Origin of the sequence: Streptomyces graminofaciens (assembly GCF_030294945.1) — a bacterium.
In the GTDB taxonomy this organism is placed as follows: Bacteria; Actinomycetota; Actinomycetes; order Streptomycetales; family Streptomycetaceae; genus Streptomyces; species Streptomyces graminofaciens.
In genome coordinates, this window is the sequence record NZ_AP018448.1 from 3,197,565 (window position 1) to 3,224,075 (window position 26,511).

Annotated in this window: 18 protein-coding genes; 14 read left to right on the forward strand and 4 right to left on the reverse strand. The window is 70.3% G+C overall.

Features of this window, described 5'->3' with window-relative positions:
* Positions 1-148: 148 nt before the first annotated feature.
* A complete protein-coding gene (locus SGFS_RS13795; RefSeq protein ID WP_286250301.1) occupies positions 149-2,338 on the forward strand; it encodes a serine/threonine-protein kinase in 2,190 nt (729 codons plus the stop codon).
* 216 nt (positions 2,339-2,554) lie between these two features.
* On the forward strand, positions 2,555-3,952 hold the full coding sequence (locus SGFS_RS13800; RefSeq protein WP_286250302.1) for a glycoside hydrolase family 16 protein: 1,398 nt from the start codon (positions 2,555-2,557) through the stop codon (positions 3,950-3,952).
* 75 nt (positions 3,953-4,027) lie between these two features.
* Here the strand turns inward: SGFS_RS13800 and SGFS_RS13805 are convergent, their stop codons facing one another.
* Positions 4,028-4,927 carry a helix-turn-helix domain-containing protein gene (locus tag SGFS_RS13805; protein WP_286250303.1) on the reverse strand — a complete coding sequence of 300 codons (900 nt, stop codon included), beginning with the start codon at positions 4,925-4,927 and terminating at the stop codon, positions 4,028-4,030.
* Between the two features lie 143 nt (positions 4,928-5,070).
* Here SGFS_RS13805 and tkt point away from each other — a divergent pair, with 143 nt between their 5' ends.
* From tkt to SGFS_RS13840, 7 genes are all read left to right on the forward strand, one after another.
* Positions 5,071-7,122 (forward strand): transketolase, encoded by a 2,052-nt coding sequence (gene tkt / locus SGFS_RS13810; RefSeq protein ID WP_286250304.1) that lies wholly within the window; start codon positions 5,071-5,073, stop codon positions 7,120-7,122.
* 19 nt (positions 7,123-7,141) lie between these two features.
* Positions 7,142-8,290, forward strand: coding sequence for a transaldolase (tal, locus tag SGFS_RS13815; protein WP_286250305.1), 1,149 nt, complete (start codon positions 7,142-7,144; stop codon positions 8,288-8,290).
* A complete protein-coding gene (gene zwf, locus SGFS_RS13820; RefSeq protein WP_286250306.1) occupies positions 8,287-9,834 on the forward strand; it encodes a glucose-6-phosphate dehydrogenase in 1,548 nt (515 codons plus the stop codon). The genes tal and zwf overlap by 4 nt, the downstream gene beginning before the upstream one ends.
* The gene (gene opcA, locus SGFS_RS13825) at positions 9,831-10,769 is read left to right on the forward strand and encodes a glucose-6-phosphate dehydrogenase assembly protein OpcA (protein WP_286250307.1); all 939 of its coding nucleotides are present in this window, start codon (positions 9,831-9,833) and stop codon (positions 10,767-10,769) included. The genes zwf and opcA overlap by 4 nt, the downstream gene beginning before the upstream one ends.
* On the forward strand, positions 10,762-12,411 hold the full coding sequence (pgi, locus tag SGFS_RS13830) for a glucose-6-phosphate isomerase (RefSeq protein WP_286250308.1): 1,650 nt from the start codon (positions 10,762-10,764) through the stop codon (positions 12,409-12,411). Before opcA ends, pgi begins: the two co-directional genes overlap by 8 nt.
* A 1-nt stretch (position 12,412) precedes the next feature.
* Positions 12,413-13,291 (forward strand): phosphogluconate dehydrogenase (NAD(+)-dependent, decarboxylating), encoded by an 879-nt coding sequence (gene gnd, locus SGFS_RS13835; protein ID WP_286250309.1) that lies wholly within the window; start codon positions 12,413-12,415, stop codon positions 13,289-13,291.
* A gap of 349 nt (positions 13,292-13,640) precedes the next feature.
* Positions 13,641-14,033 carry a hypothetical protein gene (locus SGFS_RS13840; RefSeq protein ID WP_286250310.1) on the forward strand — a complete coding sequence of 131 codons (393 nt, stop codon included), beginning with the start codon at positions 13,641-13,643 and terminating at the stop codon, positions 14,031-14,033.
* On the opposite strand, the gene SGFS_RS13845 is transcribed toward SGFS_RS13840, so the two are convergent.
* A complete protein-coding gene (locus tag SGFS_RS13845; protein ID WP_286250311.1) occupies positions 13,981-14,829 on the reverse strand; it encodes a phosphotransferase in 849 nt (282 codons plus the stop codon). The genes SGFS_RS13840 and SGFS_RS13845 overlap by 53 nt on opposite strands.
* Positions 14,830-15,088: 259 nt before the next feature.
* Here SGFS_RS13845 and SGFS_RS13850 point away from each other — a divergent pair, with 259 nt between their 5' ends.
* From SGFS_RS13850 to SGFS_RS13860, 3 genes are all read left to right on the forward strand, one after another.
* Entirely contained in the window at positions 15,089-17,965 is a 2,877-nt protein-coding gene (locus SGFS_RS13850) for a peroxidase family protein (protein WP_286250312.1), read from the forward strand.
* A 43-nt stretch (positions 17,966-18,008) separates the two neighbouring features.
* On the forward strand, positions 18,009-19,415 hold the full coding sequence (locus tag SGFS_RS13855; RefSeq protein ID WP_286250313.1) for a hypothetical protein: 1,407 nt from the start codon (positions 18,009-18,011) through the stop codon (positions 19,413-19,415).
* A 302-nt stretch (positions 19,416-19,717) separates the two neighbouring features.
* Positions 19,718-21,181 carry a membrane-associated oxidoreductase gene (locus SGFS_RS13860; RefSeq protein ID WP_286250314.1) on the forward strand — a complete coding sequence of 488 codons (1,464 nt, stop codon included), beginning with the start codon at positions 19,718-19,720 and terminating at the stop codon, positions 21,179-21,181.
* A 19-nt stretch (positions 21,182-21,200) separates the two neighbouring features.
* Here the strand turns inward: SGFS_RS13860 and SGFS_RS13865 are convergent, their stop codons facing one another.
* Together SGFS_RS13865 and SGFS_RS13870 are read right to left on the reverse strand one after the other, a co-directional pair.
* Complete coding sequence (locus SGFS_RS13865; protein WP_286250315.1) at positions 21,201-22,994, reverse strand: bifunctional sugar phosphate isomerase/epimerase/4-hydroxyphenylpyruvate dioxygenase family protein; 1,794 nt, start codon at positions 22,992-22,994, stop codon at positions 21,201-21,203.
* 115 nt (positions 22,995-23,109) lie between these two features.
* Entirely contained in the window at positions 23,110-23,985 is an 876-nt protein-coding gene (locus SGFS_RS13870) for a shikimate dehydrogenase (protein WP_286250316.1), read from the reverse strand.
* A 159-nt stretch (positions 23,986-24,144) separates the two neighbouring features.
* Between SGFS_RS13870 and SGFS_RS13875 the strand changes: the two genes are divergently transcribed.
* Both SGFS_RS13875 and SGFS_RS13880 read left to right on the forward strand, forming a co-directional pair.
* Positions 24,145-24,810, forward strand: coding sequence for a TetR/AcrR family transcriptional regulator (locus SGFS_RS13875; protein WP_286250318.1), 666 nt, complete (start codon positions 24,145-24,147; stop codon positions 24,808-24,810).
* 307 nt (positions 24,811-25,117) lie between these two features.
* A complete protein-coding gene (locus SGFS_RS13880) occupies positions 25,118-26,461 on the forward strand; it encodes an MFS transporter (protein ID WP_286250319.1) in 1,344 nt (447 codons plus the stop codon).
* Positions 26,462-26,511 lie beyond the last annotated feature (50 nt).

Sequence of the window (26,511 nt, forward strand, 5' to 3'; positions counted from 1 at the left end):
GACCGCATGCCCCTCTCGATTCCCCAACTGCTGGAACCTGTCGTGGGAGGAGTGGAAGGCCGGGAGCGAACCATGAAATCCCATCCCCTAGGCTGATCCGCCACAACGGCCGTACGTAAGAAGCAGCGCGAAAGAACGTGGTGGATCCATGCCGCTGAGGGACGACGATCCCGCCGTCATAGGCGGCTACGCCCTGTTGGACCGGCTCGGTTCCGGTGGCATGGGCGTCGTCTATCTCGGCCGATCCGCGTCGGGGCGGCTGGTCGCGGTGAAGCTGGTGCACGCGCAGTTCTGCGAGGGCGAGGAGTTCCGTTCCCGGTTCCGGCAGGAAATCGCGGCGGCCCGCCGGGTGAGCGGCGCGTTCACCGCGCCGGTCGTGGACGCCGACCCCGAGGCCGACCGGCCCTGGATGGCCACGCTGTACGTGCCCGGGCCGACCCTCTCCGAACTGGTCCGCAAGGAGGGCCCGCTGGACACCGCCCGGGTCCGGTTCCTCGCGCTCGGGCTCACCGAGGCGCTGCGGGACATCCATCAGGCGGGTGTCGTGCACCGGGACCTCAAACCGGCGAACGTGCTGATCGCCGAGGACGGCCCGCGCGTCATCGACTTCGGTATCTCGCGTGCCGGCGACAACCAGGCCCTGACCATGACCGGCCGGGTCATCGGCACACCGCCCTTCATGTCGCCGGAGCAGCTGCGCTCGCCCCGGGACGTCACCGCCGCCTCGGACGTCTTCTCGCTCGGCTCGCTGCTGGTCTTCGCGGCCAGCGGGAACAGCCCGTTCGAGGCGGAGAGCCCGTACATGGCGGGCTATCAGGTGATGTACGAGAAGCCCGAGCTGGACTCGGTCCCGCAGCCGCTGCGGGCCGTCGCCGAGCGCTGTCTCGACAAGGACCCGGCGGCCCGCCCCGACCTCACCGAACTGCACCGCCTGCTCAGGGAGTTGCCGGAAGCCCCGTACACCCCGGCCGGCCCGCACCCGTATGCCCCGGACACCCCCGGCGCCGCCTCCGGCTCCGCACCCACGCAGGCCCCGACCCGGCGGACGGCCGGCCGCCTCCGCCGGGCCAGGCGGCAACTGTTCGCCGTCGGTCTCGGCGCCGCCGTGACCGTCGCCGTGCTCAGCGGCGTACTCCTCGTCTACGCGACGGACACGGAGAACACGGAGCCGGCGTACGACTCCCGCGCGCGTTCCGTTTCCCTCCCCGAGGGCTGGCAGCCCTGGCGCACGCCACTGCGGCACGACAACGGCCTCCCCGCCGAGTACATCTCGTCCGGCTACAAGAGACCGGGCTGCGCCTCGGACGGCACCGATCTGTACTGCGGCGGCTCGGGCTTCGTCGTCACCCGGGTGGACGCCGCGAGCGGCGAGATGGGCTGGCGGTACGGCACCCTGCCGCAGACCTCGCGGCCCGTCGGCGTACGGGACGGTCTGGTCTATGTCTACGAGGAGCCCGACACCGACAGTCGGCGGCTGGTGGCCCTGGACACCGGCACCGGCAAGCGGCGCTGGACCACGGCCGTGAGCCCGAACGAGACGTCCCACCTCTTCAGCGGCGGCCTGCTGACCCTGACGGCCGACAACCGGCACTTCGTCGCGTACTCCACGGCCGGTGAGAAGCTGTGGCGCTCGTCCGTGCCGAGCGCTGTGAACTGTGTGCCCACCTCGCTCGACGAGGCGCCGTACGCGTTGTGCTGGAAGGGCGACGACCTCCTCGAGAACAGCCGCTTCACCCTCGTACGACTCGATCCGGCCGACGGCACGCGGCGCGAACTCGCCACGCTGCCCAAGAAGTCCCTGGCCCTCGGAACGGTCGACGAGCAGCCGCTGTTCCTCGCGGCGGAGACCACCGAGAACGTGTACCAGGACGGGTACGAGCGGCCGTACAACGCGTTGCTGCGGGTGGACCCGGGCAGCGGGAAAATAACGCGGGTGGCGCTGAAGTCGGCGGTGCGCGGCAGTGCCACGCTCGTCGGCGGTGTCGTCTACTTCGTGCGGACCGACGGGACCGTCACCGCAGTGTCGGCGACCAGCGGCAAGGAGCTGTGGAAGGAGTCGACGGACACCGAGAGCCTGTCCGCCCCGGCGGTGTCGGCCGAGCGCGACGAGGTGTACTTCGCCAACCGCTTCGGGCGGCTGCTGGGCCTCGACCGCGCCACGGGCAGCGAGTTGTGGCGTACGGAGGCGATCGACGACCCGGGCGACATCGCGGCCGAGGCCCCGCCGACCGTGCTGCTCGTCGAGGACGCGATCGTGGCGACGGCCGGCGACACCGCGTTCTCCGTCAGCCCGGACCAGCCGACGGAACGGACGGCCTCCGCCGCCCCCGGTGACTGACCCGTACATGAGGTCGCGCACGGGGCACAGTCGAGGTGATCTTCACATCGTGAACTCTCCCTCCACGCAAGGACTTTCTCCGCTTTAACTCTTGACGACCGCAGTGCCGGAGCGCACATTGTCCGCACGCTCTACTGTGAGAGCGCTCTCAGGACGGGACCCGGACGAGCGCTCTCCACCCGCGCATTTCACTCCGTACACCCCTAAGAGGCCGCTATGAGTGAAACCTCCGGCATACCCATCGGGCAGCGTTCCCCCGGACGCCGCCCCCTCCGGCGCGTACTCCTCGCCTTCGTCAGCGCGTTGACGCTGGCCACGGCCGGGGCGACCGCCGCGCAGGGCGCCGCGCCGACGCCGCCCTCCGGCTGGACCCAGGTCTTCGTGGACGACTTCAACGGCACGGCCGGGACCGGCGTCAGCACCTCCAACTGGCAGTACGCGACCGGGACTTCGTACCCCGGCGGCCCCGCCAACTGGGGCACCGGCGAGGTCGAGACGATGACCAACAGCACCAGCAACGTCTCGCTCGACGGCAACGGCAATCTGCGCATCACCCCGATCCGCGACTCTGCCGGGAACTGGACCTCCGGCCGGATCGAGACCAACCGCACCGACTTCCAGCCCCCGTCGGGCGGGAAGCTGCGGGTGGAGGCCAGGCTCCAGATGCCGAACGTCACCGGCACGGCCGCCGAGGGCTACTGGCCCGCGTTCTGGATGCTGGGCGCGCCCTACCGGGGCAACTACCAGAACTGGCCGAGCGTCGGCGAGCTGGACATCATGGAGAACGTGCAGGGCCGCAACACCGTGTGGGCCACGATGCACTGCGGCACCAACCCGGGCGGCCCGTGCAACGAGACGACCGGCATCGGCAACTCCACCTCGTGCCCCAGCACCACCTGCCAGTCCGGCTTCCACACCTACACCATGGAGTGGGACCGCTCGGTGACCCCGGAGGCGATCCGGTTCTCCGTCGACGGCGTCAACTTCCACACGGTCACGGCGAACCAGGTGGACGCGACGACCTGGACCAACGCCACGAACCACGGCTTCTTCATCATCCTCAACGTGGCGATGGGCGGCGCCTTCCCCGACGCGTTCGGCGGCGGCCTCGACGGCGACACCCGCTCCGGGGTGCCCATGGTCGTCGACTACGTGCAGGTGCTGTCGGCCGCCGGAGGCACGACCACACCGCCGTCCGGCACGCGTGACGCGTACAGCGCGATCCAGGCAGAGTCGTACAACAGCCAGAGCGGCACCGCCACCGAGACGACGACGGACACGGGCGGCGGCCAGAACATCGGCTCGCTCGCCAATGGCGACTGGGCGCTCTACCAGAACGTCAACTTCGGTTCCACGGCCGCGACCCAGTTCGTCGCCCGGGTCGCGAGCGGGGCGAACTCGGGCGTGAGCGGGCTGGTCGAGGTCCGGCTCGACAGCCGTACGAGTACGCCGATCGGCAGTTTCTCGATCGCCAACACCGGGGGCTGGCAGTCGTGGCGGACGGTACCCGCGAACATCAGCGGGGTCACCGGCACCCATGACGTGTATCTGACCTTCACCAGTGGCCAGTCTCAGGACTTCGTGAACGTGAACTGGTTCAACTTCGGCCGCTGAGTGGTGGGTCGAGCACACCGGAGGGGCTCCGCCCGGGCGGCGGGGCCCCTTTCCGCGTGCCCCCTCCCGGAAGGGTCAGCGCATCTCGGCGCGGAACGCCACCGGTGTCGTACCGGTGTGCAGCTGGAAGAACTTGGAGAAGTTCGCCGAGTCCGGGAAGCCGACGGCCGCGCCGACACGGCCGATCGGCAGGTCCGTGTGGGCCAGCAGCCGCTTGGCCTCCAGGACGACCCGCTTGTCGATGAAGCCCTTGGGGGTCTCGCCGGTCGCGGCGCGGACCGCGCGGACGAGGGTGCGGCGGGAGTAACCGAGGGCGTCGGCGTAGGCGCTGACGCTGTGGTTGGTGGCGAAGTCCAGCTCGACGGCGTCCCGGAAGCGGGTGAAGGTCGAGTCGTCGGGACGGCGGGCGGCCTCGGCGGAGCCGGCCGCGAGATGGGCGAGACGCAGCAGGAACGCGGTGAGGGAGTGCCGAAGCACCGCGGTGTGGGCGCCGAGCGGGAGGGTGGTCGTGTCGGCGTACTCGCGTTCCAGCTGGCCCAGGGAGTCGCGCAGGCCCGCGAGTTGGGCGGCGTCGGGGCGCAGCAGCGGGGGCAGGTCGTAGCGGTACAGGCCGGTCGCCTCGACGGTGGCGCGGGGCAGGAAACCCGGTTGCATGGCGAGGACGGTGCCGCGGTACCCGGTGGTGCGGGAGAACCGGTGCACCTGGCCGGGGCGGATCCAGAGCAGGTCGCCCGCGTCGGCCTCGTACTCGGTGAAGTCGATCATGTGGGTGACCGGGCCGCCGCCGAGCAGCATCACCACATGGAAGTCGATGCGGTGCACCCGCTCCAGGGGCGCGTCCGCGTGCCACGTGCGCCGGGCGTCGATCGGGCCGACCCGCATGCCGACGCCGGAGAGGCTGAGGTCGACGGGGAAGGGGAAGGTTCTGATCTGGTCGCCGTCGCCGTCGCCGTCCCGGAAGTCTCTGTCCCTCATGCCCTCTTGTCCTCGTCGCCCCGTCGTCGGTGTCCCAGTTTCACCGAAGGCTGGCACACCGCACCCTTCCCCAAGAAAAGTATGACTTTTAGATTTGAAGGCAACAGAGCAGTTCCGCCGTAGCTATCGAGGACTTCTTGAAGATGAACTGGACAGAACTCGACCGGCGCGCCGTCGACACCGCCCGCCTGCTGGCCGCCGACGCCGTGCAGAAGGTGGGCAACGGACACCCCGGAACGGCGATGAGTCTCGCCCCGGCCGCGTACACCCTCTTTCAGAAGGTGATGCGGCATGATCCCGCCGACCCCGAGTGGACCGGCCGCGACCGCTTCGTCCTCTCCCCCGGCCACACCTCGCTCACCCTCTACACCCAGCTGTTTCTCGCCGGGTACGAGCTGGAGCTGGACGACCTGAAGGCGTTCCGGACGCATGGTTCGAAGACGCCGGGCCACCCCGAGTACGGGCACACGGCGGGGGTCGAGACGACGACCGGGCCGCTGGGCCAGGGTGTCGCGAACGCCGTCGGCATGGCGATGGCCGCCCGTTACGAGCGCGGTCTGTTCGACCCGGACGCCGCCGAGGGCGAGTCGCCGTTCGACCACACCATCTGGGCGATCGTCTCCGACGGCGACCTGGAGGAGGGCATCTCCGCCGAGGCGTCCTCGCTCGCGGGCCACCAGAAGCTGGGCAACCTCGTCTTCCTGTACGACGACAACCACATCTCCATCGAGGGCGACACGGCCACCGCGTTCTCCGAGGACGTGTTGAAGCGGTACGAGGCGTACGGCTGGCATGTGCAACGGATCGAGCCGGCCTTCAACGGCAATGTCGACGTCGACGCCCTGTACGACGCGCTGTTGGCCGCGCGGGAGGAGACCGGACGCCCCTCGATCATCGCCATGCGCACGATCATCGCCTGGCCCGCGCCCAACGCCCAGAACACGGAGGCCTCGCACGGCTCGGCGCTCGGTGAGGACGAGGTCGCGGCCACCAAGCGCGTCCTCGGCTTCGACGCGAACAAGACCTTCGCCGTCGCCGACGACGTCCTCGCGCACACCCGCCGGGCCCTGGACCGGGGCGCCGAGGCGCACGCCGCCTGGGACAAGCGGATCGCCGAGTGGCGGGGCGCCGAGCCCGAGCGGGCCCGGCTGTTCGACCGGGTGGTGGCCGGCCGGCTGCCCGAGGGCTGGGAGCGGGCGCTGCCCGTCTTCGAGGAGGGCACGTCCGTGGCGACCCGTGCCGCCTCCGGCAAGGTGCTCCAGTCGCTGGGTGCCGTCATTCCCGAGCTGTGGGGCGGCTCCGCCGACCTCGCCGGTTCGAACAACACCACCATCGACAGGACGTCGTCGTTCCTCCCGGCGGACAACCCGCTTCCCGAGGCCGACCCGTACGGCCGTACGATCCACTTCGGTATCCGCGAGCACTCCATGGCCGCGGCGATGAACGGGATCGCGCTGCACGGCAACACCCGTATCTACGGCGGCACGTTCCTGGTCTTCTCCGACTACATGCGCAACGCCGTCCGCCTCTCCGCGCTGATGCAACTGCCGGTGACGTACGTCTGGACGCACGACTCCATCGGCCTCGGCGAGGACGGCCCGACGCACCAGCCGGTCGAACACCTGGCGTCCCTGCGGGCGATACCGGGCCTGAACATCGTCCGCCCCGCCGACGCCAACGAGACGGCGGTCGCCTGGGCCGAGATCCTGAAGCGGCATGCCACGAACCCGGCCCCGCACGGGCTGGCCCTCACCCGCCAGGGCGTGCCCACGTACGCGTTCAACTCCGAGGCCGCGACGGGGGGTTACGTCCTGATGGAGTCCTCGACCGGGACGCCGGAGGTGATCCTGATCGCCACCGGGTCCGAGGTGCAGCTGGCCGTGGCCGCGCGGGAGCGGCTGGAGGCCGAGGGGGTCGGGACGCGGGTGGTGTCGATGCCGTCCGTGGAGTGGTTCGAGGAGCAGCCGGCCGCGTATCGCGAGCGGGTGCTGCCGCCGTCGGTGAAGGCCCGCGTTGCGGTCGAGGCGGGTATCGGTCTGACCTGGTACCGGTACGTCGGTGACCACGGCCGCATCGTCTCCCTGGAGCACTTCGGCGCCTCCGCCGACGCCAAGACCCTGTTCGCCGAGTTCGGTTTCACCCCCGAGAACGTCGTCGCCGCCGCGCGGGAATCACTCCGCGCTGTCCGCGGTTGATGCGAGCGCCTGAAGGAAGATGATCACTGTGACCACCGAAGCGACAGCAAGTACGGAGCCCCTGAAACTCCTCTCCTCCGAGGGCGTCTCCATCTGGCTCGACGACCTCTCCCGCGAGCGCATCGCCTCCGGCAACCTCGCCGACCTCGTCAAGGACAGGCATGTGGTCGGCGTGACGACCAACCCGTCCATCTTCCAGGCCGCGATCGGTTCGGGCGCGGGCTACGAGGAGCAGCTCGCCGACCTGGCCGTGCGCGGGGTGACGGTCGACGAGGCCGTACGGATGATGACGACGGCGGACGTGCGCGCCGCCGCGGACGTCCTGCGACCGGTGTACGACGCCACGGCCGGGCGCGACGGCCGGGTCTCCATCGAGGTCGACCCCCGGCTGGCCCATGACACACGGGCCACCGTCGCCGAGGCCAGGCAGCTGGCCTGGCTGGTGGACCGCCCCAACGTGATGATCAAGATCCCGGCGACGAAGGCGGGCCTGCCCGCGATCACCGAGGTCATCGGCCTCGGTATCAGCGTCAATGTCACGCTGATCTTCTCGCTGGAGCGCTACCGCGAGGTCATGGACGCCTACCTCGCGGGCCTGGAGCGGGCGCGCGCGGCGGGCCTGGACCTCTCCTCCATCCACTCGGTCGCCTCCTTCTTCGTCTCCCGCGTCGACAGCGAGATCGACAAGCGGCTGACACTGCTGGGCACGGACACGGCCCTCTCCCTGAAGGGGAAGGCGGCTCTCGCCAACGCGCGGCTCGCCTACGAGGCGTACGCGAAGGTCTTCGTCGGCGACCGCTGGGACGCGCTGGAGAACGCCGGCGCCAACCGGCAGCGTCCGCTGTGGGCGTCGACCGGTGTGAAGGACCCCGCGTACAAGGACACCCTGTACGTGGACGAGCTGGTCGCGCCGGGCACGGTCAACACCATGCCGGAGGCGACGCTGAACGCCACCGCCGACCACGGGCGGATCACCGGGGACACCGTGACCGGCGGGTACGCCCGGGCCCGCGCCGATCTCGACGCCGTGGAAGCCCTCGGCATCCCGTACGACGAGGTGGTCCGGCTGCTGGAGGCCGAGGGTGTGGCCAAGTTCGAGGCGGCGTGGCGGGAGCTGCTGGCCGCGGTGACGAAGTCCTTGGAGAGCAAGGGAGTTGACGGGGAATGAGCACGATCGATACGGAGACGGCCGAGTGGACCAATCCGCTCCAGGACCCACGTGACCGCCGGCTGCCCCGGGTCGCGGGCCCGTCCGGCCTGGTCATCTTCGGGGTCACCGGTGACCTGTCCCGCAAGAAGCTGATGCCGGCCGTGTACGACCTGGCCAACCGGGGGATGCTGCCGCCGGGTTTCTCGCTCGTGGGCTTCGCCCGGCGGGACTGGGAGGACGAGGACTTCGCGCAGATCGTGCACGACTCGGTCCGTGAGCACGCGCGCACCGAGTTCCGAGAGGAGGTCTGGCAGCAGCTCGCCGAGGGGATGCGGTTCATCCCGGGCGACTTCGACGACGACGAGGCCTTCAAGCAACTCAAGTCCGCGGTCGAGGAGTTGAACGCGTCCCGGGGGACGAGCGGCAACTTCGCTTTCTATCTCTCCGTGCCGCCGAAGTCCTTCCCGAAGGTCGTCCAGCAGCTGAAGAAGCACGGCCTCGCGCACCCGCCCGAGGGTTCCTGGCGGCGCGCGGTGATCGAGAAACCGTTCGGCCACGACCTGCGGTCGGCCGAGGATCTCAACGCGGTTCTGCATGAGGTGTTCGACCCGGAGCAGGTGTTCCGGATCGACCACTACCTCGGCAAGGAGACCGTCCAGAACATACTGGCGCTGCGCTTCGCCAACCAGATGTACGAGCCCATCTGGAACCGCAGTTACGTCGACCATGTCCAGATCACGATGGCCGAGGACATCGGCATCGGCGGGCGCGCCGGGTACTACGACGGCATCGGCTCGGCCCGTGACGTCATCCAGAACCACCTCCTTCAGCTGATGGCGCTGACCGCGATGGAGGAGCCGGCCTCGTTCGACGCCGCGTCGCTGCTCACCGAGAAGCTGAAGGTGCTCAAGGCGGTCCGGGTGCCGGAGGAGCTGGGCGAGCACACCGTGCGCGGCCAGTACGCGTCCGGCTGGCAGGGCGGCGAGAAGGTGCGCGGCTATCTGGAGGAGGAGGGCATCGACCCGTCCTCGACGACGGACACGTACGCGGCGATCAAGCTGGGCGTGGACAACCGCCGCTGGGCGGGCGTGCCGTTCTATCTGCGGACCGGCAAGCGGCTGGGCCGCCGGGTCACCGAGATCGCGGTCGTGTTCCAGCGGGCGCCGCACTCCCCGTTCGACTCCACCGCCACGGAGGAGCTGGGGCAGAACGCGATCGTCATCCGGGTGCAGCCGGACGAGGGAATGACCGTGCGCTTCGGTTCGAAGGTGCCGGGTACCTCGATGGAGATCCGGGACGTCACCATGGACTTCGCGTACGGCGAGTCGTTCACCGAGTCCAGCCCGGAGGCGTACGAACGGCTGATTCTTGATGTGCTGCTCGGCGACGCCAACCTCTTCCCCCGCCACCAGGAGGTCGAGGAGTCCTGGAAGATCCTGGACCCGATCGAGGAGTACTGGGCCACGCACGGCAGGCCCGCGCAGTACGCCTCGGGCAGTTGGGGTCCCGAGGAAGCCGACGAGATGCTCGCACGAGACGGACGGAGCTGGCGCAGGCCATGAAACTCGACCTCACCGACACCACGGCAAGCAAGATCAACAAGGCTCTGGTACAGGGCCGCCGGGCCATCGGCACGCCCGCCGTGGGCATGGTCCTCACGATGGTGATCGTGACGGACGAGGAGAACGCTTACGACTCGATCAAGGCGGCCGAGGAGGCCTCGCACGAGCACCCCTCGCGCACCCTGGTCGTCATCAAGCGCCACGCCCGCACGCCCCGCGACCGTACGAGGTCGCACCTGGACGCGGAGGTCCGGGTGGGCGCCGACGCGGGTACCGGCGAGACGGTCGTGCTGCGGACGTACGGCGAGGTGTCCGACCACGCCGACTCCGTGGTCCTGCCACTGCTGCTGCCGGACGCCCCGGTGGTGGTGTGGTGGCCCGTGGACGCGCCGGAGCACCCCGCGAAGGACCCGCTGGGCGCGCTCGCGCAGCGCCGGATCACCGACATGTACGCGGTGGACGCCCCGCTGGCCGCGCTGGAGCAGCGGGTGAAGTCGTACACCCCCGGCGACACCGATCTCGCCTGGACGCGGCTCACCCCGTGGCGGTCGATGCTCGCCGCCGCGCTCGACCAGGCCAAGGCCGAGATCACCTCGGCGGCCGTCGAGAGCGAGGCCGACAACCCGAGCGCCGAACTGCTGGCCCGCTGGCTGGAGGCACGGTTGCACGTCACCGTCGACCGGGTCCTCACCGCCGGGCCGGTGGTGACGGGCGTGCGCCTCGGCACCGCGCGCGGCGAGATCGTCATCGACCGCCCCGAGGGCCCGCTCGCCACGCTCAGCCTGCCGAACCAGCCGTCGCGCACCCTCGCGCTGAAGGTGCGGGCCACCTCCGAGCTGATCGCCGAGGAGCTGCGGCGCCTCGACGCGGACGAGATGTACGCCGTCGCCCTGCGGGGTGGCGAGGGGAACGAGGAGGCCTCCGGCCGTGAGTGACACCCCGAGGCTCACGCGGCGGCCGGAGTGGACCGCGCTGGAGGATCACCGTGCCCGGTGGCACGGGCGGTTGCGGGAGCTGTTCGCGGCCGACCCCGGGCGGGCGGAGCGGTATGTGGTGCGCGTCGGCGATCTGCGCATCGACTACTCCAAGCATCTGATCACCGACGAGACCCTGGCCCTGCTCCAGGAACTGGCCACCGCCACCGGCGTGTTCGGGCTGCGGGACGCCATGTTCCGGGGCGAGAGGATCAACGTCACCGAGCGCCGGGCCGTCCTGCACACCGCGCTGCGCGCCCCGGCGGACGCGGTCGTCGAGGTCGACGGCGAGAACGTCGTCCCCCGGGTCCACGCCGTGCTCGACCAGATGAGCGACTTCGCCGAGCGGGTCCGCTCCGGCGAGTGGACCGGCCACACCGGCCGGCGGATCAGGAACGTCGTCAACATCGGCATCGGCGGCTCCGACCTGGGCCCGGCGATGGCGTACGAGGCGCTGCGGGCTTACACGGCACGGGATCTGACGTTCCGTTTCGTGTCCAACGTCGACGGCGCGGACCTGCACGAGGCCGTACGGGACCTGGATCCGGCGGAGACGCTGTTCATCGTCGCCTCCAAGACGTTCACCACGATCGAGACGATCACCAACGCGACCTCGGCCCGCTCCTGGCTGCTCCAGGGCCTGGGCGGTGAGGAGAAGGCGGTCGCCAGGCACTTCGTGACGCTGTCGACGAACGCCGAGAAGGTGTCGGACTTCGGCATCGACACGATCAACATGTTCGAGTTCTGGGACTGGGTCGGCGGCCGCTACTCGTACGACTCGGCGATCGGCCTGTCCCTGATGATCGCGATCGGCCCGGACCGCTTCCGGGAGATGCTCGACGGTTTCGCCCTGGTCGACGAGCACTTCAGGAGCGCCCCCGCCGAGGCCAACGCGCCCTTGCTGCTCGCCCTGTTGGGCATCTGGTACGGCAACTTCTTCGACGCCCAGTCGCACGCCGTCCTGCCGTACTCGCACTATCTGTCGAAGTTCACGGCGTACCTCCAGCAGTTGGACATGGAGTCCAACGGCAAGTCGGTGGACCGCGCGGGCCGGCCCGTTCAGTGGCAGACCGGTCCGGTGGTGTGGGGCACGCCGGGGACGAACGGGCAGCACGCGTACTACCAGCTCATCCACCAGGGTACGAAGCTGATCCCGGCCGACCTGATCGGGTTCGCCCGTCCGGTGGCCGGGCTGAGCGAGGCGCTCGAGGCGCAGCACGACCTGTTGATGGCCAACCTGTTCGCGCAGGGGCAGGCCCTCGCCTTCGGCAAGACGGCGGACGAGGTCCGGGCGGAGGGGGTGCCCGAGGAGCAGGTCACGCACCGCACCTTCAGAGGCGACCACCCCACGACCACGATCCTCGCGACCGCGCTGACCCCGTCGGTCCTCGGCCAGCTCATCGCCCTCTACGAGCACAAGGTGTTCGCGCAGGGCGCGATCTGGGACATCGACTCCTTCGACCAGTGGGGCGTGGAGCTGGGCAAGGTCCTGGCCAAGCGCCTCGAACCCGCACTCACCGAGGGCGCGCACGTCCCCGGTCTCGATCCCTCCACCACCGCTCTCGTCGCCACCTACCGCGAACTGAAGGAAGTAGAGAACTGACATGCAGATCGGTCTGATTGGTCTCGGCAAGATGGGCGGCAACATGCGCGAGCGGATCCGCCGCGCGGGCCACACCGTCATCGGCTACGACCGCAACCCCGAGGTCTCGGACGTGGGCAGCCTGGCCGAGCTGGTCCAGGGCCTCGACGGGCCTCGGGTCGTCTGGGTGATGGTCCCGGCCGGGGCTGCCACGCAGTCCGTCATCGACGAGCTGGGTGAGCTGCTGGCGGCCGGTGACACGGTCGTCGACGGCGGGAACTCCCGCTGGACCGACGACGAGAAGCACGCGGAGGAGCTCGGCGCGAAGGGCGTCGGCTTCGTCGACGCGGGCGTCTCCGGCGGAGTCTGGGGCCTTCAGAACGGCTACGCCCTGATGGTCGGCGGCGACAAGGAGCACGTCGAGCGGCTCCAGCCGATCTTCGAGGCGCTGAAGCCGGAGGGGCCGTACGGGTATGTCCACGCGGGCAAGGTGGGGGCCGGGCACTTCTCCAAGATGGTTCACAACGGTATCGAGTACGCCATGATGCAGGCGTATGCCGAGGGCTGGGAGCTGCTCGAGAAGGTCGACTCCGTGGAGAACGTCCGTGAGGTGTTCCGGTCCTGGCAGGACGGGACGGTGATCCGGTCCTGGCTGCTGGACCTCGCCGTGAACGCGCTGGACGAGGACGAGCATCTGCAGAAGTTGAAGGGGTTCGCGCAGGACTCCGGGGAGGGGCGGTGGACGGTGGAGGCGGCTGTCGACAACTCGGTGCCGCTGCCCGCGATCACGGCGTCGCTCTTCGCACGGTTCGCGTCGCGGCAGGACGACTCTCCGCAGATGAAGATGATCGCGGCGTTGCGGAATCAGTTCGGTGGGCATGCGGTGGAGTCTGCAAAGTGAGGGAAGTGCAGTAGGGGCCTGGCCCTCTTCGACCCCGACGCGCATGAGAGCTCGGATGATGGGGTGGGTCGGCGGGGGCGGGATCGTCGTGGTTGCTCGCGCAGTTCCCCGCGCCCCTGAAAAGCGCGGGGCGCAGCCCCGGCTTCCAGGGGCGCGGGGAACTGCGCGACCAGCCACAAACAACCCGCACGAGCCCACTCCCCCCACCCCTTACCCCGCAGCCGACCGGGGTCGAAGGGGCAGCGCCCCTGGAGATGGGACGGGTAGGGGCGGCGGGGGCGGAAAATTGCTCGTCCCGGCGGTCAGTCGTGTGGCAGCATCCGCCGTATGACGACGAATCATGAGGCCCATGCCGCGTAGGCGCCCGGGGCACGTCCGGACCGGACAGGCACGTCGGCCCGTCTCCCGGAACGCCCCCACCCCACCCGTCATCGACGGCCTCTCCCAGCGAACCCTGTCCGAGATCCGCCACCTCGAACGCACCCGCAACTACCTGATCACGGGAGAGGTCGGCGACGCCGTCCGCGCGTGGGCCCACGCCGTGCACGGCACGCACCGCGAGCAGTGGCGCACTTTCGAGTTCGGCGACACGCACGAGTACTGCTGCACCGACCCGCTCGAAGCCAGAGCCTTCCTCGCCGACCTCGTCCAGGCCCTCCCCCCACCCGCCGCCCGCCAACTGGGCAAGGTCATCGAGGCACTGGACGCCCTGTGGACCCCTCCCGAAGCAACGCTGCTGTGAACGTCTCGCGCTGCGCCGCGAGCCACCCCCGCACCCGGTCCCACCGCTCCCATCCACCCCGCTCGGCCACGGCCCGGACATACGAGGCGTCGCCCTCGGCGACCCGGCGGGCCACGAAGGCCCGGCAGACCTCCGTGGCCTGCTCCACGACGCCGGGCAGCTCCACGCGCTCCCGTCGCGAGAGCCCGTAGCCGTCGGCCAGGAGACGGAGACGGGCCGGTACGTCCAGACCGGGCGGGTACAGCACGGCGGCGGACTCCGGGTCGAGCATCGGCACCCAGTAGCGCGCGGCCATGGCCAGGTCCCAGAGGGGGCGGCCCGGGGCCGACAGGTCGAAGTCGATGAAGGCCGTCGCGCGGCCGTCGCGGAAGACGACGTTGTCGGGGCAGACGTCGTTGTGGCAGAGGACCGTCCCGCCCTCCGGGTCGGCCAGGTGCGTCGGCCACTCCACCCCGTCCTCGACCCCGACGGCCGCACCCGCCTCGTGCAGCCGCCGCAGCAGGCCGCCCAGCGATTCCAGCGCCGTCTCCGTCATCGCCCACTCCGGGAACGGCGGCAGCGCCACGTCACCCGGGATGAACGTCAGTTGTTCCCGGCCGCCCACGACCGGGCCGACCGGCGTCGGAGCCCCGACGAACCCGTGCGCCGCCAGAGCCCGGAGGTGGGCGTGGAGGGCGGGTGCGTTGGGCGGCGCCGGGCGTTCCACCAGTGAGCCCCGGCGGAAGACCGCCCCCGCGTTCTCCATCCCGCCGACCAGCGCCTCACGGCCCGCGTCCGCCGCCTCTTGGGTTGTCATGCCGGGCACCCTAATGGGATTGCTCCGAAAAGGTGGTCGAGGTCCGGGAGCGTCGACCACCGGCAGCCCCGTACGGCGGCCCAACCCACCGGAGATCCACACATCCGTTCGAATGCTCCCATGACGTTCCGAAATGCGATGACCATCCGCATTGTTATTAGATGCGCATATGGCGTGAACTGTCGCTGTGTGCCGGACGGTGCCGCCGGTAGCGTGCTGGCCCCCATGCCGTACGCGTCCGTACGAAGGGAACGACCGAATGGCCGAGGCCGGGCAGCACGACGAGCGGTTCGAGCGGTACGACGGTGGCAGCCCGGAGGCTGAGCGGCTCGTCTTCGAGCGGTTGGCACGGGTGCTCATGGAGGTTCAGGTCCGCAATCGGCGGGCCGGTGGCGGTGGGATCGTCCGGGCGTTCCACGCCAAGGCGCCGGTTGCCGTGGAGAACGCGCGGCTGCGCTTCCACGACGATCTGCCCGCGGCCCTGCGGGTCGGCTTCGCGCAGCCCGGCGCGGACTATCCGGCGGTCGTGCGGCTGTCCAACGCGAGCGGCATCCGGCAGGGCGACGGCTCCCCCGATCTGCGGGGCGTGGCCGTGCGCGTGCAGGTGTCGGAGGGTGTGAGCCACGACCTGCTGGCCACCAGTTTCCCGGTGTCGCACGCGCGCGACGCGCGGGAGTTCGTGGCGTTCGCCAAGGCCATGGCGGGAGCGCGCAGCCCCGTGCAGAAGGCGTTCGCGCTGTTCGTGAAGCTGCCGCTGTCGGTGGGGCTCCGTACGGCCGACCGGATGCGACGCAATGTGCAAGCGGCCACCCGGCACACCGTCGACTCCCTCGCCAACGAGACGTACTGGAGCCGCGGGGCGATGCTGTGGGGCGAGGCCGGGCCGGTGCGGTACCTGCTGCGGCCCGCGCCCGGTACGCCCTCCGCGCCGGCGCCCGATCGGCGGGACCCCGACTTTCTGCACCGGGAGTTCGCCCGTCGGCTCGGTCAGGCGGACGTGGCGTTCGATCTGTGTGTGCAGCGGTACGTGGACGAGCGGCGCACTCCGGTCGAGGACGCGTCGGTGGAGTGGAAGGACGCGGTGGCTCCGGCGGTGCCGATCGCTCGGCTCACCATCCCCGCGCAGGAGCTGGACAGTGCCGAGGCGCGGGCGACGGCACGGCGGATCGAGGATCTGACGTTCAACCCCTGGTACACCACCGACGAATTCCGGCCACTGGGCAATATCAACCGGGCCCGGAAGGCCGGCTATCAGGCGAGCGGCGCCCATCGGCTCGGGCGGCGGTTCGTGAGCGAGGAACCGCTGCGCAACCGGGTGCTCGGGCGTCCCGTGGGTGCCGCCTTCGAGCTGCTGAACCGGGTCGTGCCGTGGCACCGGCTGCCGCTGTCCCTGAGCCTGCTGAACCTGGTGTTCCTGCGGAAGGTGCTCCGACGGCTGAACCTGATCGACTCCGAGCTGCGTGAGGCACCGCCCAAGGCCCAGCCCGCGCCGGAGCCGATCCCGGAACGGCTGCGCACGGAGCGGTCGTACGACGGGACGTACAACGATCTGTCGGAGCCGAGGATGGGCTCGGTCGGTGCCACGTTCGGCCGGAATCTGAAGCCGGACTACCGGCCGGACCTCTTCGACACGCCGAACCCGGTGACGGTCAGCCGGGAGCTGCTGTACCGCGAGAGCTTCGTGCCCGCGACCTCGCTGAACGTGCTGGCGGCGGCTTGGATCCAGTTCCAGGTGCACGACTGGGTGAACCACCGGCGCTACAAGCCCGGTGAGCGCAGTGTGGAGGTGCCGCTGCCGCCCGGGCACGCCGGTGGCTGGCAGAACACGCCGGGCGGCCCGGCCGAGCACGTGATGCGGTTCGCGGAGAACGAGGCCGTCGAGCAGCCGGGGCAACCGCCGCTGTTGTTCGCCAACTCGGCCTCGCACTGGTGGGACGGCTCCGAGGTGTACGGCGCCGACGAGCAGACCGCGCGGTTCCTGCGCGAGCCGAACGGCGGGGCGAAACTCCGGCTGGAGGAAGGCCACTTGCCGCTGACCGGCAACGGCGTTCCGCTCACCGGCTTCAACGAGAGCTGGTGGATGGGGCTCAGCTCGCTGCACACGCTGTTCGCCCGCGAGCACAACGCGGTGTGCGACGCGCTGCGGGCCGAGTATCCGACGATGAGCGAGGAGAAGATCTACCACACGGCCCGGCTGGTGGTCTCCGCGCTGATCGCGAAGATCCACACCGTGGAGTGGACTCCGGCGATCCTCGCCACCGAGGCGATCGACGTCGCCCTGCACACCAACTGGGAGGGCCCGCCGAAGAACTGGCTCAACCAGCTGGGCCTGTGGCTGTTCGAGGCGCACTCGCTGACCGGCATCCCGAAGACGCTGCCGGACCACCACGCGGCGCCGTACTCCCTCACCGAGGACTTCACCACCGTCTACCGGCTGCATCCGCTGATCCCGGACGACTACGAGCTGCGCGACCACCGGTTCGGGCACCGGCTGGAGACGGTCGGGTTCATGGACATCCAGGGCGGCGCCGCCGAGTCACAGATCCGCAAGACGGGCCTCGCCAACGCGCTCTACTCGTTCGGCATCGCCCACCCGGGCGCGATCACCCTGCACAACTTCCCGCGCGCGCTGCAACGCTTCGAGCGGGACGGCGAGATCATCGACCTGTCCGTCGTGGACCTGGTCCGGACCCGGCGGCGGGGCGTGCCGCGCTACAACGACTTCCTCGCCGGGCTGCACAAGCCGCGCATCCGCTCCTTCGAGGACCTGACGCGGAACGCCGAGACCCTGGCCCGCCTCAAGGACGTGTACCGCGACGTCGACGAGATCGACACCGTGGTCGGTCTGTTCGCGGAGAACCCGCCGGAGGGCTTCGGCTTCAGCGACACCGCGTTCCGCATCTTCATCCTGATGGCCAGCCGACGGCTACAGAGCGACCGATTCCTGACGGTCGACTACCGGCCCGAGGTCTACACCCCGCTCGGCATCGACTGGGTGGAGAAGAGCGGGATGAACTCCGTGCTTCTGCGCCACTGCCCGGATCTGGCGCCGCTGCTGCCGCGTGACGCGAGCGCGTTCGCGCCATGGCGGACGGTACGGCCGACAGCCAATGGCGACGGCAGCGGTTCTCAATGACCGTGAACTGACAGCGAACTGAACGACGTACGGGGGATCGCACATGACGACCATCGACGACGAGCCGTCGGAGGTGACCGGCCCCTCCGGTCACCCCGGGCTGACGGACCTGTTCCGGCGACCGCTGCTGCAGACCGTGTGGCGGCGGCGTACGCACCGCGTGAGCCGGGGCGCCAAGGTGCCCGCGGGCTCCATGACCTACACCTCCGGCAATGAACCACGGCCTCTGTCGGAGCTGGAGGAGGCGATGCTGATCGCCATCACCGGCTCCACGGGGCTGACCATGCCCGACCGACCCTTCGAGGACCCGGAGAACGGCACGCCCATCATGTCCAAGCCGAACCTCACCATGACGGGACGTACGGCGGGCAGTCCGGACAACGCGCAGGGCACGCACTTCTTCCTCATCAACGACACCGGCACGTACTTCCTGCGGAAGCTGGAGCCCGCGCCGCAGGAGCCGTTCGACGCCGAGACGCTCATCGCGCGGGCGCGGCGGGCCAAGGTGAAGGTCCTGGACCACCGGCTCGACGTGGCGCCGGGGAAACGGGACTTCCCGGCGTACCTCGACTCGAACCGGTTCCTGTCCAACCTGCCCGGGACCACCGTGCTGTTCCCGGTGGTCGACCTCTCCCACCAGTACGTGAACGCGCTGATGTATCTGCTCACCCAGCCGGACGGGGCCCGGCCGACCCTGGTGGACGACCGGAACTTCTACCGTCCGGCCGGGGTGAAGAAGTGGGTGAGGAACGGCTTTCTCAACAAGGACCTGAAGCTGCCGCTGGGGGCGCTGGGGCCGATGCGGACGCAGATCGAAGCGGATCTGCTTCTCCAGAACCTGATGCTCACCGCCGAGGCGATGGGGCTGGGTGCGTGGATCCACGCCGCGATCAATCCGCAGATCGCGCTCGGCGACCCCAAGTTCTCCCGTGCGTACGGCAGGATGCTCGGTTTCACCTTCGTCACTCCGCGCTGGCAGCCGGCGGACATCTGGCGCTGGCACATTCCGCTGCCGAAGTACACGAATGTGCGCTCGCATCCGGTCGGGCTGCGTGCGCCCGACGGTGAGGTGCTGATCGCGGCCGCGTGTCCGCCCTCGTACGGGTCGATGTCGGACGCCGTGGACGCGATCATCCGGGAGAAGTTCGGGGCGGGGGGTGTGTACGGGGACAAGGACGTCTTCTCGCGGATCTACAGAGAGGACTACGGGCAGCGGTATCTCGCCGAGGCGAGTGAGTACGAGGAGCGGGTGATCGACTGTGCGCGGGATGTGTGCGAGTACGTGCTTCGTACGCATCGGCGTTTTCCGGCGCACACGGATGCGATCCATGTTCCCGGGGTCTGGCTTCAGGTGCATCACGTCGAGAAGGAGTACTACGACCGGTTCTTCGTGAACGGGTTGACGGAGGCGCATCGCAGGCACGACGAGGTGTGGGACGGCAGGGCCTAGACACAGTCTGTCCGCCCACGCCTGCGAGCTCGGGGGTACCGGGTGCGTTGGCGGGTGCGGGATCGTCGTGGTTGCGCGCGCTGTGCCCCGCGCCCCTGAAAAGCGCGGGGCACAGCCCCGGCTCTCAGGGGCGCGGGGAACTGCGCGACAAGCCCCCACTCATCCACAGCCGACACACATGCCGGGGGTCTGGGGGCGCAGCCCCCAGGGATGGGACGGGTAGGGGCGGCGGGGGCGAAAGAACAGCGGGCCCTGTCCTGATAGTTGACAGGTACAAGCGTGTCGGGTGACAGTCCCGAGTGATGATGATCGACGAGCTGACGGTGGCCGAGCGGCGGGTGTGGGACGCCTTCCCTCGGGGAGTGGCCGTGGACTTCCGTGCGGATGGGGACGAGGACGCCGCGGACGGGGAGTCGTGGGGGCCGGAGCGGACCGTACGGGCGAGCGTGCTGCGGACGCTGTTGCTGACGGCACCTCAGGAGGACGGCGAGATAGCCGCGTTGAAGGTGTCGGGAGCGCGGATCACGGGCGTGCTGGATCTGCGGTACGCCAACGCCGACAGCGTCGTCCGCCTCAGCCACTGCTTCTTCGAGCGCGAGCCCGACTGGTCCGGCGCCCAACTGCACTACGTCAAGCTCAACAAGTCGGTGTTCCCGGGGCTGCGGGCGCCGAGGATGCGCGTGGACGGCAGCCTGCGGATGACCGACTGCCGGTTCCGGGGGCCGCTCAGGCTCGGCGGATCGCAGATCTCCGGGGCGCTGTACCTGGAGCGGGCCGAGCTGACCGCGCCGGACGCCGACGAGCCCGTGCTCCAGCTGGGCCAGACCGAGATCGGCGACGACCTGTGCGCTCCCGGAATGCGTGCGCGGGGCGAGGTACGGCTGAGCGACGCCACCGTCAACGGGACGATCAAGCTCACGGACGCCGACCTGAGCCACCCGGGCGGCACCGCGCTCCGCGGGGAGCGACTCAAGGCGACCTCCGACGTCCTCATGCGGCACACCCGGGTCCGGGGCCGGATCGACCTGCGGGGCGCCCGCGTCGAGGGGCGCCTGGAGATGTCGTACGCCCGTCTGTCGAACCCGGGCGGTACGGCACTGCGCGTGAGCAGCGGCGTCGTGAGCGAACTCTGGCTGCGTGAGGGGTCCCGGATGGAGGGGGTGCTCAATCTCCGCCGGTCGCAGATAGAAGTCCTGTTCCTGGAGCCGGAGATGCTCCCGGACGAGGTGCTGCTGAACAACCTCACGTACACCGCGCTCATGCCGCACGAGCCGGCCGAGCAGCGACTGCCCATGGTGGAGCGGGACGGCGACGGCTATGTCCCGTACAGCTACGAGCAGTTGACGGAGGCGTACCGCAGGATCGGTGACGACGACGCGGCCCGGCGCGTCCAGCTCGCCAAGCAGCGCCGCCATCGCGCCACCCTCGCCTGGTACGGCCGACTGTGGGGCCATGTCCAGGACGCCACCGTCGGCTACGGCTTCCGCCCGCTGCGCGCCGCCGTCTGGCTGCTGTCGCTGCTGGCCGTGGGCTCGGTGGCGTACGGGCTGCACCATCCGCCGCCGATCAAGGCGGGCGAGGCCCCCACGTTCAACGCCGTCTTCTACAGTCTCGACCTGCTCCTGCCGATCATCGACTTCGGTCAGGAGCGGGCGTACGCGCCCGTGGGCTGGGGGCAGTGGCTGTCGTACGTGCTCGTCATCACCGGCTGGATCCTGGCGACGACGGTCGTCACGGGCGTGACCCGTACGGTCAGCCGCCAGTAGGCGCCGTCCCCGACTCCCGTCATCTGCCCGGGCGTTGGACGTGCTGGGCGGCGAGGCGTACGGGGGCGTTCTGGGCGCCGTAGCCCCGGTAGTCGGCGTCGCGCTGGACCAGTTCGAAGAAGACGCGGCCGATGGTCTCCGTGTAGCAGTGGCGGAACTCGCCGTCGGCGTCGCGGTCGTAGAGGATGCCGAGGTCGCGGTACGTCTCCAGCTCGGCCTCGGTGAACTCGTACCGGGCGGCCAGGTCGTCGTAGTAGTTCGCGGGTACCGCGAGCAGTCGGCCGCCAGCGGCGCGGAAGGCGCGGGCGGCGGCCACCACGTCGTCCGTGGCGAGCGCGATGTGCTGGGCGCGCGCGGTGTCGTCGGTCGGGGCGGGGCCGACGCTGAGGGCGATGCGGACACTGCCGTCGGCGTTCGCGACCGGTCGGCTGCGGAACAGGCCGTAGGGGTCGGCGACGTCGACGCTCTCGCGGGCGTCCAGGCCGAGCACGGTGCGGTGGAAGAGGGCAGCCTCGTCGAACTGGTGCCAGGGCTGGGTGAGGGCTAGATGGTCGACGCGGTGGACGTGCCGCGCGGGTTGCCCGGGCGACGGGACCGGGTGGAAGTCGGTGGTCCAGCTCGGGAGTTCGGGGCGGTCCGTCGCGCAGAAGAAGAGTTCCGTGCCGTCGGGCGCGGCCACTGCGTCGAGCGGCGCGTCCTCGGCGGCGCGGCGGCGGGGCAGCACCGGGGCGAGGAGCGACTCGGCGCGACGCGCGGCGCCGTCGGGGTCCGGTGACTCCAGGCCGATCGCGGCGAGCTGGGTGCCGTCCCGGCGCGCGGCCGGGCCGGTGTTGACCAGGATCCGCGCCTCGCCCTGCTGCCACAGGTCGACCGGCTTGCTGCGGTGCCGTGCGGTGCGGGCGAAGCCGAGGGCGCCGAGGAGCGCCGAGACGGGCTCGGCGTCGGGCGTGACCAGCTCCGCGAAGGCGACCTGCGTGGGCACGACGGGGGCCGGGAGCGCGGCGAGCCCGGCCGACTCCTGGAGCATCAACAGCGAACGGTGGGCGTCGACTGCGGTGGGCCCGGCCTCGGCCTGCCGGAAGACGTCGTTGAAGACCTCCAGGGAGAGGGGACCTCGGTAACCGGCGGCGATGACGTGCCGCAGCAGGCCCGTGACGTCGAGGCCGCCCTGACCGGGGAAGCAGCGGTAGTGGCGGCTCCACTGGAGTACGTCCATCGCCATCAGCGGGGCGTCGGCCAGCTGGAGGAAGAAGATCTTCTCGCCGGGGATGTCGGCGATGCCCTTGGGATCGGAACCACGGGCCAGGATGTGGAAGCTGTCGAGGCAGGTGCCGAGCGCGGGATGGTCGGCGGCCTCGACGATGCGCCAGGCGTGGTCGTACGTGCTGACGTGCCGCCCCCAGGCCAGCGCCTCGTACGCGACCTTGATGCCGAACTCCTGCGCCAGATCGGCCAGTTGGCGCAGATGGTACGCGGCGAGCGCGTCGTCGTCCTCGGCGAGCGGATGGACGCTGGAGCAGACGAGCACGGTGTCGGTGCCGAGGCGGCGCATCAGCTCGAACTTGTGCCGGGCTCGGCGCAGATTGCGGGCGAACTCCTCGTCCGGGACGGCCTCGATGTCCCGCATCGGCTGGTAGAGATCGATGCTCAGGCCCAGGTCGGCGCAGCGGGCGCGGATGTCCTCGGGGGTGAGGGGGCTGGCGAGCAGATCGTTCTCGAAGATCTCGACCCCGTCGAAGCCGGCCCGGGCGGCCGCCGTGAGCTTCTCGGTGAGGGATCCACTGAGGGAGACGGTGGCGATGGACGTGCGCATGGGGGTGCTCCTTCAACGCTTCGGGTTTCCGGCAGTAGGCCTCAAGGGGCGCGGGGAACGGCGCGACAAGCCACGGACAACCCGCGGCCGACACACTGGGCGGCCCGTACGGCGCCTAGTTACGGACACCCACGACACCGGCCAACTCGGCAATATCGGCGAGCATGGCGGCAGCGTCCGGCTCACGCCCCGTGAACAGCCGAAACGCGTCCACCGCCTGGAACACCGCCATCCCACCCCCGTCCAGCACGGCGCAGCCGACCGCCCGAGCGGTCCGCAGCAGCTCCGTCTCCAACGGCCGGTACACCACCTCGGCGACCCACAGCCCGGGCCGCAGCAACTCCGCGCCGAAGGGCAGCCCGGGGTGCGCGGCCATCCCGGTCGGCGTCGCATGGACGACACCGTCGGCCTCGGCGAGCAGCGCGGGCAGCATGTCGAGGGTCGCGGCGGCGGCGCGGCCCACCCCGAAGTGCCGGTTGAGGGCGACGGCGAGGTCGGCGGCGCGGTCGGGCATCGCGTCGACGACGGTGACGTGCCCCGCGCCGAGGGTGAGCGTGGCGTGGGCGACGGCGGCGCCCGCGCCTCCGGCGCCCACCTGCACCACCTTCTCCAGCGGGGCGTCGGGCAGCCCGCGTGCGAAGGACGCGGCGAAGCCGGTGACGTCCGTGTTGTGGCCGACGGCGCGGCCGTCATCGAAGACGACGGTGTTGACCGCGCCGAGCGCCTCGGCCTGCGGGGAGAGCTCATCGAGGTGTTCGATGACGAGCTGCTTGCACGGGTGTGTGATGTTGAGCCCGTCGAAGCCGAGGTCGCGGGCGGCGCGCAGCAGGTCACCGACCGCCTCCGGCCGGCCGCCGAGCACGTCGATGTCGATGAGCCGGTACAGATAGCGCAGGCCCTGGCGGTCGGCCTCCCGCTCGTGCAGCGCCGGGCTGAGCGAGGGGCCGATGCCCGCGCCGATCAGTCCGACGAGATACGTGTCCTTGGCCACGACGGACCTCCTGAGCGGCTCACTAATGTACGAACTGGTGAGTTAGTCATAGCAGCCGGACCCCCGGCTTGGGAAGCCCGCTCCCGGCACCCGCCACGCCTGGGCTTCTAGAATCTGCGGCACGCGACCTGAAACGCGCCCTACGCCCGAAGGAACCCGATGACCAGCGCCGAAGAACCGGCACGACCCAACGGGCGCATCCGTGACGCCGCCCGGACCAAGGCCGAGATCCTCGATGTCGCGACCAAGGAGTTCGCCCGCTCGGGGTTCGCCGGGGCCCGTGTCGACGAGATCGCCGCCCGCACCCGCACCACCAAGCGGATGATCTACTACTACTTCGGCGGCAAGGCGCAACTGTTCACCGCCGTGCTGGAGCGGGCGTACTCCGTGATCCGGCAGCAGGAGCAGGAACTGGACGTCGAACACCTGGACCCGGTGGCGGCGATCCGCCGGCTCGCCGAGGTGACCTTCGACCACCACGAGGCGCACCCCGACTTCATCCGCCTGGTCGGCATCGAGAACATCCACGAGGCCGAGCACATCGCCTCCTCCGAGATGCTCGGCACGATCGGCTCGCCGGCCCTGGACGTGATCCGCCGGATCCTGGAGTCGGGCCAGAAGTCCGGCCTGTTCACGGCGGACGTCGACGCCGTCGACCTGCACGCGATGATCAGCTCCTTCTGCTTCTTCCGGGTCTCCAACCGGCACACCTTCGGCGCGCTCTTCGGCCGCGACCTGGTCGAACCGGGCCGACGCGAGCACTACCGGAAGATGCTCGGCGACATGGTGATCGCCTATCTGACGGCGGACCGCGCGACGGACTGACGCGGGCGCACGGCGGACTGACGCGGGGCGCACGGCGGACCGGGGCCGAGGCGCGGCGGACCGAGATCGGGGCACAACGGACCGGGATCGCGGAAAGATCCTTCGGCATGACCTCTTGACACCCGGGAAACGTGGGCGCAACATCCGTAGCCAACCGCTACTAACTACCCAGTGGGTTAATTAGCCGGGTAGCACCCGGCACGGCCGCCCAGTCACCCCCAGGGACCGGCTCCCCTCCCCCCATTCCCTCCCTGTCTTCCGCCGCTTCACTCCGCCTACGGTGGAGAACCCACGAAGGAGCACCGCCGTGTCCGTCCCCGCCGCACCGCCCGGCCAGCCGAAGAAGGCCGCCACAGCCGCCTGGATCGGCAGCGCACTGGAGTACTACGACTTCTTCATCTACGGCAGTGCCGCCGCCCTGATCTTCCCGAAGGTCTTCTTCGACGAGTCCGACCCGGCCACGGCCACGCTGCTGTCGCTGGGCACGTTCGGTGTGGCGTACGCGGCGCGGCCGATCGGCGCGCTCTTCCTCGGTCACTTCGGGGACCGGCTCGGCCGCAAGAAGATCATGGTCTTCACGCTGATCCTGATGGGCCTGTCGACGTTCCTCATCGGCTGCCTGCCCACCCGCGACCAGGTCGGCACCCTCGCCCCGGTCCTGCTCGTGCTCTGCCGGGTGCTGCAGGGCATCTCGGCCGCCGGTGAGCAGGCCAGCGCCAACTCCATGACGCTGGAACACGCGCCGTCCGAGCGCCGCGGCTTCTTCACCAGCTTCACCCTCAGCGGCACGCAGGGCGGCCAGCTGCTCGCCACCCTGGTCTTCATCCCGATCGCCGCGCTCCCCGAGGAGCAGCTGCTGTCCTGGGGCTGGCGGGTGCCGTTCTGGCTGAGCATCGCGGTCGCCGTCGTCGGCTACGTCATCCGCCGCACGCTGGAGGAGACCCCGGCCTTCACCCAGCAGCAGACCGCCTCCGAGGGCGTCGCCAAGCTGCCGCTCGCCGTGCTGCTCCGCGACCACTGGGTGGATGTGCTGCGGGTGATCGCGGGCGCGCTGATCGCCTCGGTCTCCACGATCTTCACCGTGTGGGCGCTGGCGTACGGCACGAGCGACGCGGTCGGCCTGTCCCGCTCGGCCATGCTGTGGGTGGGCGCGCTCGCCAACCTGGTCGCGCTCGCCGCGATCCCGCTGTGGGCCTCGCTCTCCGACCGCATCGGCCGCCGCCCGGTGTACCTGATCGGCGCGGCCGGCAGCGCGGTGCTGATGTTCGCCTACCTGTGGTCGATCTCCACCGGCACCTACGCGCTGATCCTGCCCCTCGGCATCCTCACCTTCGGTGTCGTCTACAGCGCGGCGAACGGCGTCTGGCCCTCCTTCTACGGCGAGATGTTCTCCACCAAGGTCCGGCTGTCCGGCATGGCCATCGGCACCCAGATCGGCTTCGCGGTCGCCGGTTTCGCCGTGACCTTCGCCGCGGAGATCGCCGGCCCCGACGGCGACAACTGGTCCGCCGTCGCCCTCTTCACCGCCTGCCTGTGCGTCCCGCCGGTCATCGCGGTCCTCACCGCCCGCGAGACCCACAAGATCCCGACGGAGCGGCTCGGCGAGCACGCCGCACGCACGGACGCGGACCGGGAGCGGGTCGCGGCCTGAGCCACCGAACCCCGGACCGACCGGGTCCCCGGACGCCTCAGGGTGTCCGG